Origin of the sequence: Micromonospora sp. NPDC093277 (assembly GCF_044765245.1) — a bacterium.
Lineage (GTDB): Bacteria > Actinomycetota > Actinomycetes > Mycobacteriales > Micromonosporaceae > Micromonospora.
Genome location: NZ_JBIWJO010000008.1, coordinates 110255 through 124442 on the forward strand (window position 1 = coordinate 110255; position 14188 = coordinate 124442).

Annotated in this window: 13 protein-coding genes and 1 pseudogene; 5 read left to right on the top strand and 9 right to left on the bottom strand. The window is 72.7% G+C overall.

Going from position 1 to position 14188, the window contains the following annotated elements; translation table 11 throughout:
- Nucleotides 1–58: 58 nt before the first annotated feature.
- From ACIRG9_RS19270 to ACIRG9_RS19280, 3 genes and pseudogenes are all read left to right on the top strand, one after another.
- The gene (locus ACIRG9_RS19270; protein WP_402857327.1) at nucleotides 59–1105 is read left to right on the top strand and encodes a FecCD family ABC transporter permease; all 1047 of its coding nucleotides are present in this window, start codon (nucleotides 59–61) and stop codon (nucleotides 1103–1105) included.
- Nucleotides 1102–1884, top strand: a pseudogene (locus tag ACIRG9_RS19275) (ABC transporter ATP-binding protein); the annotation flags it as partial. The gene ACIRG9_RS19270 and the pseudogene ACIRG9_RS19275, both read left to right, overlap by 4 nt.
- Before the next feature lie 270 nt (nucleotides 1885–2154).
- Nucleotides 2155–3099 (top strand): ABC transporter substrate-binding protein, encoded by a 945-nt coding sequence (locus tag ACIRG9_RS19280; RefSeq protein ID WP_402857329.1) that lies wholly within the window; start codon nucleotides 2155–2157, stop codon nucleotides 3097–3099.
- Between the two features lie 101 nt (nucleotides 3100–3200).
- Here ACIRG9_RS19280 and ACIRG9_RS19285 read toward each other — a convergent pair whose 3' ends face one another.
- The 5 genes from ACIRG9_RS19285 to trmB all read right to left on the bottom strand — a co-directional run bounded on the left by ACIRG9_RS19285 (nucleotide 3201) and on the right by trmB (nucleotide 9661).
- Nucleotides 3201–3797 (bottom strand): endonuclease domain-containing protein, encoded by a 597-nt coding sequence (locus ACIRG9_RS19285; RefSeq protein ID WP_402857331.1) that lies wholly within the window; start codon nucleotides 3795–3797, stop codon nucleotides 3201–3203.
- Nucleotides 3798–4440: 643 nt separating this feature from the next.
- On the bottom strand, nucleotides 4441–5088 hold the full coding sequence (locus tag ACIRG9_RS19290; RefSeq protein ID WP_402857915.1) for a hypothetical protein: 648 nt from the start codon (nucleotides 5086–5088) through the stop codon (nucleotides 4441–4443).
- A 210-nt stretch (nucleotides 5089–5298) separates the two neighbouring features.
- Nucleotides 5299–6186, bottom strand: coding sequence for a CPBP family intramembrane glutamic endopeptidase (locus ACIRG9_RS19295; protein ID WP_402857333.1), 888 nt, complete (start codon nucleotides 6184–6186; stop codon nucleotides 5299–5301).
- Between the two features lie 144 nt (nucleotides 6187–6330).
- A complete protein-coding gene (locus ACIRG9_RS19300; protein ID WP_402857335.1) occupies nucleotides 6331–8835 on the bottom strand; it encodes a DEAD/DEAH box helicase in 2505 nt (834 codons plus the stop codon).
- 121 nt (nucleotides 8836–8956) lie between these two features.
- Entirely contained in the window at nucleotides 8957–9661 is a 705-nt protein-coding gene (gene trmB, locus ACIRG9_RS19305; protein ID WP_402857337.1) for a tRNA (guanosine(46)-N7)-methyltransferase TrmB, read from the bottom strand.
- A 169-nt stretch (nucleotides 9662–9830) separates the two neighbouring features.
- On the opposite strand from trmB, the gene ACIRG9_RS19310 reads away from it, so the two are divergent.
- Complete coding sequence (locus ACIRG9_RS19310) at nucleotides 9831–10448, top strand: hypothetical protein (protein WP_402857339.1); 618 nt, start codon at nucleotides 9831–9833, stop codon at nucleotides 10446–10448.
- 7 nt (nucleotides 10449–10455) lie between these two features.
- A complete protein-coding gene (locus ACIRG9_RS19315) occupies nucleotides 10456–11127 on the top strand; it encodes a class F sortase (protein ID WP_402857341.1) in 672 nt (223 codons plus the stop codon).
- Between the two features lie 14 nt (nucleotides 11128–11141).
- Here ACIRG9_RS19315 and ACIRG9_RS19320 read toward each other — a convergent pair whose 3' ends face one another.
- The 4 genes from ACIRG9_RS19320 to ACIRG9_RS19335 all read right to left on the bottom strand — a co-directional run bounded on the left by ACIRG9_RS19320 (nucleotide 11142) and on the right by ACIRG9_RS19335 (nucleotide 13832).
- Complete coding sequence (locus ACIRG9_RS19320; RefSeq protein ID WP_402857343.1) at nucleotides 11142–11564, bottom strand: hypothetical protein; 423 nt, start codon at nucleotides 11562–11564, stop codon at nucleotides 11142–11144.
- A 113-nt stretch (nucleotides 11565–11677) separates the two neighbouring features.
- The gene (locus tag ACIRG9_RS19325) at nucleotides 11678–11998 is read right to left on the bottom strand and encodes an antibiotic biosynthesis monooxygenase family protein (RefSeq protein ID WP_402857345.1); all 321 of its coding nucleotides are present in this window, start codon (nucleotides 11996–11998) and stop codon (nucleotides 11678–11680) included.
- Between the two features lie 18 nt (nucleotides 11999–12016).
- Nucleotides 12017–12814 (bottom strand): exodeoxyribonuclease III, encoded by a 798-nt coding sequence (locus ACIRG9_RS19330; protein ID WP_402857347.1) that lies wholly within the window; start codon nucleotides 12812–12814, stop codon nucleotides 12017–12019.
- Between the two features lie 97 nt (nucleotides 12815–12911).
- Nucleotides 12912–13832, bottom strand: coding sequence for a proteasome assembly chaperone family protein (locus tag ACIRG9_RS19335; RefSeq protein WP_402857348.1), 921 nt, complete (start codon nucleotides 13830–13832; stop codon nucleotides 12912–12914).
- Nucleotides 13833–14188 lie beyond the last annotated feature (356 nt).

Consider the following 14188-nt stretch of genomic DNA (forward strand, 5'->3'; position numbering starts at 1 on the left):
CCCGGGTCGGTGGCCGCATGACGCCCCGCTCCGTCCGCCGCGTCCGCGAGGTGGCCCGATGAGTACACCGACCCTGGTCCTGCCCGGGCGGTCATTGCTGCGGGTCGGGCCGGTGACCGTGCAGGTCCGCCGCCGCCCGATGCTCGTGGCTGCCACCCTGGTCCTGCTGCTGGCCGGCGCCGTCGTGCTCAGCCTCTCGCTCGGCACCCCGTACGTCGCACCCGTCGACGTGCTGCGTTCGCTCTCCGGCGCCGGCACCCCGTACGACCTCGTGGTGCTGCACCTGCGACTGCCTCGCGCGGCGCTCGCGGCGCTGGCCGGGGCCGCGTTCGGCGTGGCCGGCACCCTGATCCAGAGCGTCGCCCGCAACCCGCTGGCCAGCCCCGACGTCATCGGAGTCACCCAGGGCGCCGGGCTGGCCGCGACGGTGGCCCTCACCGGCGGTGCCGCCGCGATCGTGGTCGCACCGGCCGCGCTGCTCGGCGGCCTGGTCGCGGCGGTCGCGGTGTTCGCCCTCGGTGCCCGGCACGGGCTGGCGGCGCAACGCTTCGTCCTCGCCGGGGTGGCGGTGGCGTTCGCGTTCCGCGCGCTCACCGAGGTGGTGATGCTCACCGCCGACCCGATCGACGGGCTGCGCGCCCAGGTCTGGCTGATCGGCACCCTCGCGGGCAAGGGCTGGACCGAAGCCGCCTGGATCGGCGCCACCCTCGCCGTGCTGCTGCCGGTGCTCGCCTGGGCCGGTTGGGCGCTGCGCAGCACCGCGCTGGACGACGACACCGCCCGGGGCATCGGACTGCGCCCGGTCGCCCGCCGGATCGGGCTGGCCGCCACCGGCGTGCTGGTCGCCGCCACCGTCACCGCCCAGGTCGGCGCGGTGGACTTCGTCGCCCTGGTCGCCCCGCAGGTCGCTCGCCGGCTGGTCCGGGCGGAACGGCCACCACTGCTCTGTGCCGCGCTGCTCGGGGCACTGCTGCTGGTGCTGGCCGACCTCGCCGGCCGCCGCCTGTTCGCCCCCACCCAACTCCCCGCCGGGGTGCTCACCGCCGCGATCGGCGGGCCGTACCTGCTGTTCCTGCTGCTACGTACTCGAGGGAGGCGGTCGTGACCGCGAAGCTGTCCACCCGCGACCTGGTCGTCGGCTACGACGGCCGGACCGTGCTGGACGGGCTGGACCTCGACCTGCCCGCCGACGCGTTCACCGTCATCGTCGGGCCGAACGCCTGCGGCAAGTCCACCCTGCTGCGCACCATGGCCCGGCTGCTCGCCCCGCGCCACGGCACCGTGCTGCTCGACGGTACGGCGATCCGCGACCTGCCCACCCGCGAGGTGGCCGGGCGCCTCGGCGTACTCCCGCAGAGCCCGCTGGTGCCCGAGGGGATCACCGTGGCGGACCTGGTCGGCCGGGGCCGGCAGCCGTACCAGCGCTGGTGGCGGCAGTGGTCGACGGAGGACAGCCGGGCCGTCGAGCAGGCCATGGCCCTCGCCGACGTCGCCGGGCTCGCCGACCGGGCGGTGGACACCCTCTCCGGCGGGCAGCGGCAGCGGGTCTGGATCGCCATGACCCTGGCCCAGGACACCGAGGCACTGCTGCTCGACGAGCCGACCACCTTCCTCGACCTCGCCCACCAGGTCGAGGTGCTGGACCTGCTGCACCGGCTGCGGGCCGAGCGCGGCCGGACCGTGGTCGCCGTGCTGCACGACCTCAACCAGGCCGCCCGGTACGCCGATCACCTGGTCGCCATGCGGGACGGCGCGGTGGTGGCGGCCGGGCCCCCGCGCGAGATCCTCACCGCCGACCTGGTCCGGGCGGTGTTCGGGCTCGACTGCGTGGTCGTGCCCTGCCCGGTCACCGGTGCCCCCCTCATCGTGCCCGCCCTCACCCATACCTCGGCCACCCTGGCCGCTTCTCCCGGCGCGGCCGATTCGCTGGCCCCGTCTGTTGTGCCGGCCCCGTCTGTTGTGCCGGCCCCGTCTGTTGTGCCGGCCCCGGCCGGTTCCTCCGCCCCGGCGGCTCCTCCGGGCCCGGCTGCTCCGTCGGTCCCATCTGCTCCGGGCCCGGCTGCTCCGTCGGTCCCATCTGCTCCGGCCCCGGCCGGCTCCTCCGTCGGCGACGCCTGAGCGCCCGTCGACCCGTACCACAAGAAAGGACCCTTGATGCGTCGTCTCGCCGTCGCACTTACCACCGCACTCACCCTCGGCGTCGGTCTCACCGCCTGTGGAGAGAGCGACCCCGCCCCCGGCACCGCCACCGGGGAGACCCGGGAGATCACCCACGCGATGGGCACCACCAAGGTGCCTGCCGACCCGAAGCGCGTGGTGGTGCTCGACACCGACAAGATCGACACCGCGCTCTCGCTCGGCGTCACGCCGGTCGGCGCCGCGACCGCCGGTGAGGCGAAGAGCTGGCCCACCTACTTCGGCGCGGAGAAGCTCGCCGGGATCAAGGAGGTCGGGGTGCTCACCGAGCCCGACCTCGAGGCGATCAACGCGCTCAAGCCCGACCTGATCCTCGGCAGCAAGTTCCGCCAGGAGAAGTTCTACGACGAGCTGTCCGCCATCGCGCCGACCGTCTTCACCGAAAAGGTGGGCGTCACCTGGAAGGAGAACTTCCTCCTCGACGGCAAGGCGCTGGGCAAGGAGCAGCAGGCTGGCGATCTTCTCGCGGCGTACGAGAAGCGGGCGAAGGAGTTCGGCGCATCGCTCGGCGACGCCGCGTCCCGGCAGATCTCCATCGTGCGCTTCATGCCCGGCAACATCCGGGTGTACGGCCCGGAGTCGTTCTCCGGCATCGTCGTCGGCGACACCGGGCTGGGCCGCCCCGAGCGGCAGCGCCTCGAAGGCAAGCAGGAGCGGCGCTTCGAACAGGTCAGCCCGGAGCGGGTCAACGAGGTGGACGGTGACGTCATCTTCGTCACCGCGTACGGCGAGAAGGCCGCCGCCGAGCAGGCCAAGGTCACCGCCGGCACCCTCTGGCAGGGCCTCACGGCGGTCAAGGCCGGCAAGGCCCACGTCGTCTCCGACGAGACCTGGATGACCGGCATCGGCGTAACCGCCGCCAACAACATCCTCGACGACCTGCAGCAGCACCTCTCCGCCTGAGCCGTTCGGCGCGTTCCTGCGCCGCAAGATCGCGCTCGATCCAGGATGTAGTGGCCTCCGCGCGATGGTGAGGCCACTACATCCATGTTCGAGCGTGATCTTTACGTCGGGGCCGTGGGCCAGGCACGGGAGCGGAGGGCCGCGCGGACCTCGGCGAGGATTCCGTCGAAGTCGTCGCGGAGGCGTTTCGCCGTGACGTGCAGGACGATCCACTCCGCCCCGAGCAGCCGGTTGAGCCGTCGGCGGTCCCGGTGGAACTGCTCGGGACCGTCGTGCCACAGTCCGTCGTACTCGACCGCGACCTTGCACTCCGGCCACGCCAGATCCAGCCGGGCGACGAAGCGACCCCGTTCCGACACCACCCACTGGGTGCGCGGTCGGGGCAGGCCGGCCAGCACCAGCCGGACGCGGGTGCGGGACTCCTGCGGCGACTCTGCGCCGGCATCGGCGAGATCGACGGCGCGCAGCAACGACCGCCAGCCGCGCCTGCCCGCCCTGGCCAGGGCGTATTCCCGCAGGGCGGTGACGTCGGTGAGCCCATGGGCCAGCAGGCCGTCGATGAGCACCACTGCCTCGATCACATCGAGCCACCGCGCCAGGTCCCAGCAGGTACGCGCCGGCGAGGTGATCAGGATTCCGGCCCGGACCACGACGTCGCCCGGGTCCACCTCGGCACGGTGCACCCGCAGACCTGTCATCGGCCCGCGCCGAGCGGGAACGCAGCCCGGCGCCGCCGGATTGGTGGCGGAGACCCCTGCCGGACGGGCGGCCGGCGTGGTAACGGGTGCTGAAGTGTGTGGCGGTGTGGGGCTGGGTGCCGACGGGGCGTCTGCCGGAGTGGAGACGGGTGCTGAAGGGCGCGGCGGTGTGGGGGTGAGCACGTCGACGGGCTGGTCGGGGGCGACATGCCCAGCGCCGTAGAGGGCCGCGGCCGAACGGCCCGCGATGGCGCTGCCGTGCGGGACCAGCCAGCGGATTACGGCGGTGCACCGGTCGGCATGGCTCACTCTCAGCTGCGCATCGGCGTAGACGTCGCGGAAAAGCGGACGCCAAGCCGAGCTACGGAGATCGTTGCGGGTCAGCAGACCACGGTGCACCGCCACGGAACCACGGAAGATCCGACCGCGCAGTTGGGGCGGTCGCCGAGGAGATTTAGGCATACGCCCACGCTGCCCGATCGCCTGCCCTCAGCACCGCCCCTGTGGATAACCGGACCGCCGCTCGCCAAGATCGTGCTCAAAAGCGGAAGTAGTGGCCTCTCGAGCGGTGGAGGCCACTACTTCCTGGATCGAGCGTGATCTTGCCCGCCAGCGGGCGGCGTGGCAGGGTCAGGGTCAGGTGTCAGGCGGGGGTGGACCAGATGGCGCGGAAGGCGGCGGCCTCGCCGGCCAGCCACTGTTCGAGGTGGTCGGGCCTGGCCGAGGTGGGCATGCGGTGGGACTCGCCGCGGCGGACGTCGACCAGGACCGGCTCGGCGTGCGGCAGGACCGCGTCCATGTGCCGGGCCATCAGATGCAGCGTGGCCAGGGTGGCCTCCTCGCTCGGCGGTGCCTCGTCGAAGTGCAGGCGGATCGCCTCGGCGCGGCCGTCGGCGTACCGGACGCCGAACTGGGGGTTGATCTTGACGGGCAGGTCCCCCAGCATGGCCAGGGCGTCCCGGGTCTGTGCCAGGTCGACGGCCGCCGGCTCGCCGAGGGAGTGCAGCCAGGTGGTCGCGCCGGGCACGAGCGCCTCGTAGAGCGGGCGCCAGCGGGGCTTGACCAGGTCGGCGACCTGGGACAGGTGGATGCCGCCGGTGTGGAAGGCGATGTCGGCCTTGAGCGCCTTGACGAACTGGCCGTGCGGGTTGAAGCCGTGCCGGCTCGCCCGCTGCTTGCGCAGGCCTCCGACGAAGGAGGCCTTGGTGGGCCCGGTGCGGTCCACGTACCGGGTGAACCCGAGGAGGGTGGCGTAGGGGGTGACAGGGGCGGCGGAGGTGGGCGCGTTCACGAGCATCCTCCCAGGTCAGCGGCTCGATTAGTACATACATTCTAATCGACCGGTCTGACATTTCCCAGCCGTGCTTCCGGCATGGTTGGGACGCGTGCGCGGCCGCGCCGCCCGGCCCGCCGCCCAGCCCCCGCCGCCCGGACCGCTGCCAGCCGGACGGCACCCGGCCGGACGGAACCCGGCCGCTGCTAGCCGGCCCGCTGCTGGCCGTTACGCCGACTGCTGACCCGAAATGCCCGAGCCGGGCAACTGGGCCGTCTCGCGACCAACCGGGTCGGCCTCGGGCGCGCCGGAGTGTGATGAGGACCAGCGGAACCGGGTCAGCGTGGTCGGGCCCCAGAGGAAGGCGATGACGATGGCGGCCAGCACGATCACCGCACCGGAGATGACCGGGTTGTAGGCGGACCCGTCGACCGGGTAGAGCGCGTCGCTGACGTTGATGCTGGCGTGGAAGAGGCTCGCCAGCAGCACGCTGCCCGCGTTGTTGTTGTAGAGCCAGAAGATGATGACCCGCAGCGCTACCGTCAGCACGCACTGCCAGGTGATCCACTTCACGGAGTGGCCGGCCTGCGCGTACGGCACGATGTGCCAGACGGCCCAGACCGTCCCGAGGAGGGTCGCGGCCCACAGGGCGTTGCGCCGTTGTTGCAGGACCCCGCCGAGGTAGCCCATCCAGCCGACCTCCTCCATGAGGCCGGCGACGGCGAACAGCGTGCAGGCGACCAGGATGTATGTGAGGTCGAAGCGGGGAGCGGGCACCGGGTCGTCCATGGCGCGCGCCACCACGTACGACAGGAGCATGAGCACCGGCATGATCAGCAATGCCGGCAGGTACCACCGCCTGCGGTCGATGCCCTGCCGGCTGACGCTGTGCCGGAGCAGGCGCCGGGTGCTGCCCGGCCGGCGGTCGGTCCGGGTGAGGATCAGCGCGGCGATGAACGGGCAGACGAACATCGCCGCGCTGCTCGGCAGCCGCATCGGGAGCACGTCCGACACGCCCTCGGTCAGCGGTTGGAGGAGCCAGAACGGAATCGCCAGGGCGAAGACGAGCAGGAAGAAGCGCAGGGGCGATCGGTCGGCCGGGCGGCCGTCGGCCATGGCGGTTGCTCCTCACCGTCGGGCTGGGGCGTCGCCCGGCGACAGGTGGTCGCGGCACCACTGCGTACCGTCATCGCGCGGGTCGTCCTCGACCCTAGGCCGCAACCACCCTCGGTGGGAGGGCCAAGGGTCCCGCCGCCATCCCTAGAGCTGCCCGACGTCGGTGATCCGCACGACCGCCGCGCCGGCCTCGTCGGAGGCGGCGAGGTCGATCTCGGCGCTGATGCCCCAGTCGTGGTCGCCGTCCGGGTCGTCGAGGATCTGGCGTACGGTCCACCGCTCGCGGCCCTGCTCGATCATGAGCAGTGCCGGCCCGCGCGCGTCCGGCCCGACCCCGATCCCGTCGTACGACTCGAAGTACGGCTCCAGCGCGTCGGCCCACGCGTCCGCGTCCCAACCGTTCTGCGCGTCCAGTTCCCCGAGAAGGTCCCAGCGGCGCAGCGCGGCCAGCTCGACCCGGCGGAACAGCGCGTTGCGGACCAGCACCCGGAACGCCCTGGCGTTGCGGGTGACCGCGGGCGGCCGGTCGTTCAGCGACGCGGCGAGTTCCTCGACGTCGGACGGGTTGCGCAGCCGCTCCCACTCGTCGATGAGGCTGGAGTCGACCTGGCGGACCAGTTCGCCCAGCCACTCGATGAGATCGACCAGCTCCTCGGTCTTGGCGTCCTCGGGGACGGTCTGCCGCAGCGTCTTGTACGCGTCGGCGAGGTAGCGCAGGACGAGGCCCTCCGAGCGGGACAGGCCGTAGAACTGCACGTACTCGGGGAAGGTCATCGCCCGCTCGTACATGTCCCGGACGACCGACTTGGGGGAGAGCTGGTGGTCGGCCACCCAGGGGTGCCCCTGCCGGTACATCTCGTACGCGTTCTCCAGCAGCTCCGCGAGCGGCTTGGGCCAGGTCACCTCGTCGAGCAGTTCGAGGCGGGCCTCGTACTCGATGCCCTCGGCCTTCATTGCGGCGACCGCCTCGCCGCGGGCCTTGAACTGCTGGGCGGAGAGCACCTGGCGCGGGTCGTCGAGGATCGACTCGATCACCGACAGCGCGTCGAGGGCGTACGACGGGGACTCGCGGTCCAGCAGTTCGATGGCGGCCAGGGCCAGCGGCGACAGCGGCTGGTTGAGCGCGAAGTTGAGCTGGAGGTCGACGGTGAGCCGGACCCGGCGGCCCTGCTCGTCCGGCTCGGGCAGCTCCTCGACCACCCCGCCGGCCCGCAGTGCCCGGTAGATGGCGATGGCCCGGCGGATGTGCCGCCGCTGGGCGGCCCGGTCCTCGTGGTTGTCGGTGAGCAGGTGGCGCATCGAGGCGAACGCGTCGCCGGGTCGGCCGATGACGTTGAGCAGCATCGAGTGGCTGACCTGGAAGCTGGAGGTGAGCGGCTCCGGCTCGGCCTCGACGAGCCGGTCGAAGGTGGGCCGGCCCCAGCCGATCGAGCCCTCCGGGGGCTTCTTCCGCACGACCTTGCGGCGCTTCTTCGGGTCGTCGCCGGCCTTGGCGAGGGCCTTTTCGTTCTCGATCACGTGCTCGGGCGCCTGCACCACCACCCGGCCGAGGGTGTCGAAGCCGGCCCGGCCGGCCCGGCCGGCGATCTGGTGGAACTCGCGGGCCTTGAGCAGCCGGGTCCGGGTCCCGTCGTACTTCGACAGTCCGGTGAAGAGCACGGTGCGGATCGGCACGTTGATGCCGACGCCGAGGGTGTCGGTGCCGCAGATGACCTTGAGGAGCCCGGCCTGCGCGAGGGTCTCCACCAGGCGGCGGTACTTCGGCAGCATGCCGGCGTGGTGTACGCCGATGCCGTGCCGGACCAGCCGGGACAGCGTCTTGCCGAAGCCGGAGGTGAATCGGAAGTTGCCGATCGCGACGGCGATCTGGTCCTTCTCGGCCCGGGTGCAGACGTTGACGCTCATCAGCGCCTGGGCGCGTTCCAGTGCGGCGGCCTGGGTGAAGTGTACGACGTACACCGGGGCCTGCTTCGTCTCCAGCAGTTCCTCGAGGGTCTCGTGCAGCGGGGTCATCGCGTACGAGAAGAGGAGCGGGACCGGCCGCTCGGCCGAGCGCACGACGGCGGTCGGCCGGCCGGTGCGCCGGGTCAGGTCGTCGACGAAGCGGGTGGTGTCGCCGAGCGTGGCGGACATCAGGATGAACTGCGCCTGCGGCAGCTCGATGATCGGCACCTGCCAGGCCCAGCCCCGGTCCGGCTCGGCGTAGAAGTGGAACTCGTCCATGACCACCTGGCCGACGTCGGCCTGGGCGCCCTCGCGCAGCGCGAGGTTGGCCAGGATCTCCGCGGTGCAGCAGATGATCGGGGCGTCGGCGTTGACGCTGGCGTCGCCGGTCAGCATGCCGACGTTCTCCGCGCCGAAGACCTCGCAGAGCGCGAAGAACTTCTCCGACACCAGGGCCTTGATCGGCGCGGTGTAGAAGCTGGTGCGGTCGTCGGCCAGGGCGGCGAAGTGCGCCGCGATGGCGACCAGGCTCTTGCCGGAGCCGGTCGGCGTATTCATGATCACGTTCGCCCCGGAGACGATCTCGATGACCGCCTCCTCCTGGTGGGGGTAGAGGTCGAGACCGCGCTCGGACGCCCAGCCGGCGAACGTGTCGTAGAGGGTGTCGGGGTCGGCGCTCTTCGGCAGCGCGGAGGTGAGAGTCATGGCGACTCCCATCGTGCCTGGATCATGGCCCTCCGCGCCAACCGGGTTCCGCCGTCGCTGTCGGGCCGGTGTTGGGAAGGGCCCCTGTACGACGCCAGGCGTTAAGAAGGTGCCCTTCCTTTCACCCTCGGCGGTGGATGAGGTCGAAGATGTCGCGGCCGGCGGTGAGGGCGCGGCGTTCGAACTTGGTCACCGGGCGGTGCGCGGGGCGGGGCGCGTAGCCGCCGTGCACGTCGACCAGCTCCGGGTCGGCGGTCAGCGTCTCGCGCATCGACTCGGCGTACTCGGCCCAGTCGGTGGCGCAGTGCAGCGTCCCGCCGGGGGCCAGCCGGGACCGGAGCAGCGCCACGTGGGTCGGCTGGATGATCCGGCGCTTGTGGTGGCGGGCCTTCGGCCAGGGGTCGGGGAAGAACACGTGCACCGCGTCCAGCGACCCCTCCGGCAACGCCCGGACCAGGTCCAACGCGTCGCCCTTGGCCACCCGGACGTTGCTGAGCGCCTGCCGGTCGGCCAGCTCCAGCAGGCTGCCGATTCCGGGCGTGTGCACCTCGACCGCCAGATAGTGCCGGTCCGGATCCGCCGCCGCCATCGCCGCGGTGGCGTCGCCCATCCCCGACCCGATCTCCAACACCAGCGGGGCCCGCCGCCCGAAGAGCGCCGTCGGATCGTACGGCCCGTCGAGGTCGGCGATCTCCAGGCCGTACGCGGGCCAGAGCCGGGCCAGCGCCGCGCGCTGCCGGTCGGTCATCCGGCCACGGCGCGGATGGAAGGTGCGGATGCCGGCGGCGTGGGCGGGCGGCGCGGCGTTCTGGTCGGTGGCGGTCACAGCGACCCGAGCGTACGCGACCGTTGCCGCGGAACGGATGTGAGGTGCGACCGGGAGTGAGAGGATTCATCCCGTACGGCAGGACGGGCCGCCCGCGGCCCGACCCCGCCGACGCGACGCCCGGTCGCGAGACGCGCTAGCTGGAGTGGTCGACAAGCCGGGAGGGGGCATGGTGTCAGTCACGCGACGCGTGGCGCTGCTGATCGCGGCCGCCGCAGGCACCGCCCCGCTGCTCGCGGCGGCGCCCGCACTGGCCGCCCCGCCAGTCGCCGTCCCGCTGCTCGCGATGGCACCCGCACTGCCCGCCCCACGCTTTGCGGTGCTGCCCGCCGCCGAGCCGGCTCCCGGTCCGTCGGACCAGCAGCAGTCGCCCGCCGACCTGATCTTCGTCGAGGTCACCCCGAGCACTGTGGAAGCCGGTTACCTGGTCGGCCTGCGGGCCAGCTGCCGGGACAACTCCGTGCCGGCGATCGTGGTCTCCGACGCCTTCGGCCGGGTCCAGGTGCAGCCGCAGCGCGGGCTGCTCACCGCCTCGCCAATGGTCAACGAACGCACCCGACCCGGCAACTACCGGGTCAAGCTGGAGTGCCCGAGCGGGCAGACCGCCTCGACGATGCTCCAGGTGGTCAAGGCCGTGGCGCCCAGCCGCGGGCCGGCCACCGGCTTCGGCGGAACCGCCCAAAGCGGCTTCGGCAAGTTCCTGGTGCCGGTCGGGCTGGCACTGACCGTGGCCGGCGCGGTGGTCGGCATGGTGGCGGCACGTCGGCCCCGTACCGCCCGCCGCTGAGCCCGGCATGGCCGCCCGCTCCGTTTCCCGAGCGCCGGCCGGGGTGGCCCGCGCCCAGGGCCGTCGTCCCTGGTCGGCGCCGCTCGCCGTGGTGCTGGTGCTGATCGGGGTCTTCGCCACCGGGGCCGGGCTCGGCCGGACCGCCGGGCCGTTCGACTGGGTCGACGCGACCGGGACGACGGCGGGCGGGGCCCAGCCGGCCCGGTCCCGGCAGCCGGCGAGTCGGCCGGTGAGCCTCTCCGTGCCGGCGATCGACGTGAGCGCGCCGGTGACCCCGGTCGGCCAGGCGAAGGACGGCTCGGTGGACGTGCCGCCGCTGAGCCAGCACGACCAGACCGGCTGGTACGACCGCGGCCCGGTGCCCGGTGAACCGGGCCGGGCGATCATCGTCGGGCACGTGGACACCAAGAGCGGCCCGGCGGTCTTCTACCGCCTGCGCGATCTCAAGCCGGGGGACCGGATCGAGGTGACCCGGGCGGACCGGAGCGTCGTGACCTTCAAGGTCGACACCGTCGAGTACTTCGGCAAGGCCGACCTCCCCGCCGACCGGGTGTACGGCGACGACGGCCCGCCCGGCCTGCGCCTGATCACCTGCGGCGGACAGTTTGTCGGCGGGCGGACCGGCTACGCGGACAACGTGATCACCTTCGCCTCGCTGGTCGACAACCAGGAGCCCTGACCGGCGCGCGCCGGTCAACCGGCCGGGACATCCGGGGGCCGGTGGCGCGGGCCGTGCTCGGCGAAGGACTCGCGGGCGATCGAGACCAGCGCGATCAGCTGCGCCGCCACCAGCAGCGTGACCGGGGCCAGCCACCACAGACCGAGGTCGCCGCGGATGGTGACGACCAGGAGGACGACACCGGCCACCGCCAGGCCGGCCGAGCCGCGGCCGGCACCGCCACGCAGCGCCGACCGGTGCCGCGAGATCAGCCATACGACGGGCAGCCACGAGACCACCGCGATGACCATCCCGAGGAGGTCCACCAGGGAGGGCCCGTGCGTCCGGCTGAACGAGAACAACCGGGGCCCGGAGTCCGGCAGCGCGAGCAGTAGGCCACCTGCGGCCGAGCCGACCAGCCAGAGCAGGAGGCGACCACGTACCGGCGGACGCGTCATGTGGGCATCATGCCGGGACCGGTCAATTGGCGCCGACCACCGGCCGCTGCGAGGGAGCGACACCATCGTCACCCTGGGCCGGCGGGCCGGCCCCGCGTCGGCCGATGAATCCGTCAGCCCTTGCCGGGAACCTGCTGGACGACCTCGAACTCGAGCAGATTGGCTCCGGTGGCGACCGGCTTGCGCGGCTCGGCACCCTCGCCGCCGGCGTGCGCGGCGCGGGACGGCCCCTGCGCCCACGCCTGGTACGCCTCCTCCGACTCCCACTTCGTGTAGACGAAATAGCGGCTCTCGCCGGCAACCGGGCGGAGCAGTTCGAAACCGAGGAAGCCGGGGGAGTTCTCCACCGCGCCGGCCCGGGCGGCGAAGCGCTTCTCCAGCTCCGCGCCGGCGCCCGGCGGGATGTCGATCGCGTTGATCTTCACGACTGCCATGCGTCCACCCTACGGGGTTCAGAACGCCTCGACGGCCGGCACCAGGTCGGCGTCCACCACGATCGGCGCGTGGTCCGAGGGGCCCTTGCCCTTGCGTGCCTCCCGGTCCACGTACGCGGAGCGGACCGCGCGGGCGAACGGCGCGGAGGCGTACACCAGGTCGATCCGCATGCCCTTGTTCTGGTGGAACATGCCGGCCCGGTAGTCCCAGTACGTGAACGGGTGCGGGCCCTTCATCGGGGTGGGCACGACGTCGCTGAGCCCGAGGTCGCGCAGCGCGGCCAGGGCGGCCCGTTCGGCCGGGGTGACGTGGGTGGAGGTGACGAAGAGCGCCGGGTCCCAGACGTCGGCGTCGGTCGGGGCGACGTTGAAGTCCCCGCACACCGCCAGCGGCGATCCGCTGATCAGCTCCGGCTCCAGCGCGTCCCGCAGCGCGGCCAACCAGGCCAGCTTGTACGCGTAGTGCGGGTCGTCGGGGGCGCGGCCGTTCGGCACGTACACCGACCAGACCCGCAGCCCGCCGCAGGTGGCCGAGATGGCCCGCGCCTCCGGCAGGGGGAAGCCCGGCTCGGCGGGGAAGCCGACCGCCACGTCGGCCAGCCCGACCCGGGAGAGCAGGGCGACCCCGTTCCACCGGCCGTCGCTGTGGCTGGCCACCTCGTAGCCCAGCGCGCCCACCTCGGCGACCGGGAACGCCCCGTCGGGGCACTTGGTCTCCTGCAGGCAGGCGACGTCCGGCTCCGTGGTGGCCAGCCAGTCCAGCAGCCGGGGCAGGCGGGCCTTCACCGAGTTGACGTTCCAGGTCGCCAGGCGCATGTCTCCAGCCTGCCGCATCGCCGGCCGTCCCGCCGTACCGCGCCGCCGGGGTGTCGCGCGGCCGACGCCGCGAGACACCACCGGCGGCGGGTCGCGGTCAGCGTTCCGGGGTGTCGCCCGGCCGGGTCTGCTCGGCGAGGAAGCGTTCCAGCTCGGCGCCCAGCTCGTCGGCGGTGGGCAGCGGGCCGGTCTCGTTGGCGAGCAGGTTCTTTCCGCCCCGCCCCCGGGCGAACGCGTCGTACTGCTCTTCCAGGGCCTGGACCAGGGTGGCCGCCTCCTCGGTCTGGGCGACCTGGCGGTCGATCTCCACCCGGACCACCTCGGCCGCGGAGCGCAGTTCCTCGACGGGCAGCAACAGGCCGGTGCTGCGGGACACCGCGGCGAGCAGCGCCTCGGCGGCGGCCGGGTACTCGGCCTGGGCGACGTAGTGCGGCACGTGCGCGGCGAAGCCGAGGGCGTCGCGGCCCTGCTCGCCGAGGCGGAACTCCAGCAGTTGGCCGACGCTGCCGGGCACCTGGACCCGCTGGAGCCACGGGTCGTGCCCGGCGATCAGCTCGCGGCGGGTCGCGTGCGCGGTGACCCCGCTGGGCCGGGTGTGCGGCACGGCCATCGGGATCGAGTTGAGGCCGACGGTGAGCCGTACGCCGAGCCGGGCGGTCAGGCCGGCGACCGCGGCCACGAAGCGCTCCCACTGCAGGTCCGGCTCGGGGCCGGTGAGCAGCAGGAACGGGGTCTCGTCGTCGTCGTGCAGCAGGTGCAGCTCCAGCGCCGGGGCGTCGTAGTCGGCCCAGCGGTCCTCGACGAAGGTCATCACCGGTCGGCGGGAGCGGTAGTCGAAGACCTGGTCGACGTCGAAGCGGGCGATCGGCTGCGCTTCGAGGGAGGTGAGCAACTGCTCCCGGGCCAGCCGGGTGGCGCTGCCGGCGTCGACGAAGCCGGTCAGTGCCTGGATCAGCACCGGTTGGCCGAGGTCGGGCAGATCGTCGGTGAGTTCGTAGAGCTCGTGTGGGTCGAGCACCGGTGGAGACCTCCCTGGGGTACGCGCGTACGGGAGGGCCGTGCCGGGACGGCCTTCCCGTCCCGGCAAACGTACCGGCCACCGTGGTCCATTCCGTTACGGGTGAAATGATGATCACGATTCGGCCACGCCGGGTGCCTCGGTCGGCCCGAACCGCCGGTCCGCCCGTCGGGTCCACTGATAGGACGTGCTGACGGTCGGCCGAAAGTATGAGTTTGTCGATCACCGGCTGGGGTTCGGACGGCTGCGACGTTCCTGCCCCGAGGTGCGCGGCCCGGTGTGGACCGGAGGTTCGACCGTTTCGCGAGGAGTCGTCCGAGGCGCACCGCGCTGCGGCTCCGCACCCGTTTTCGCAG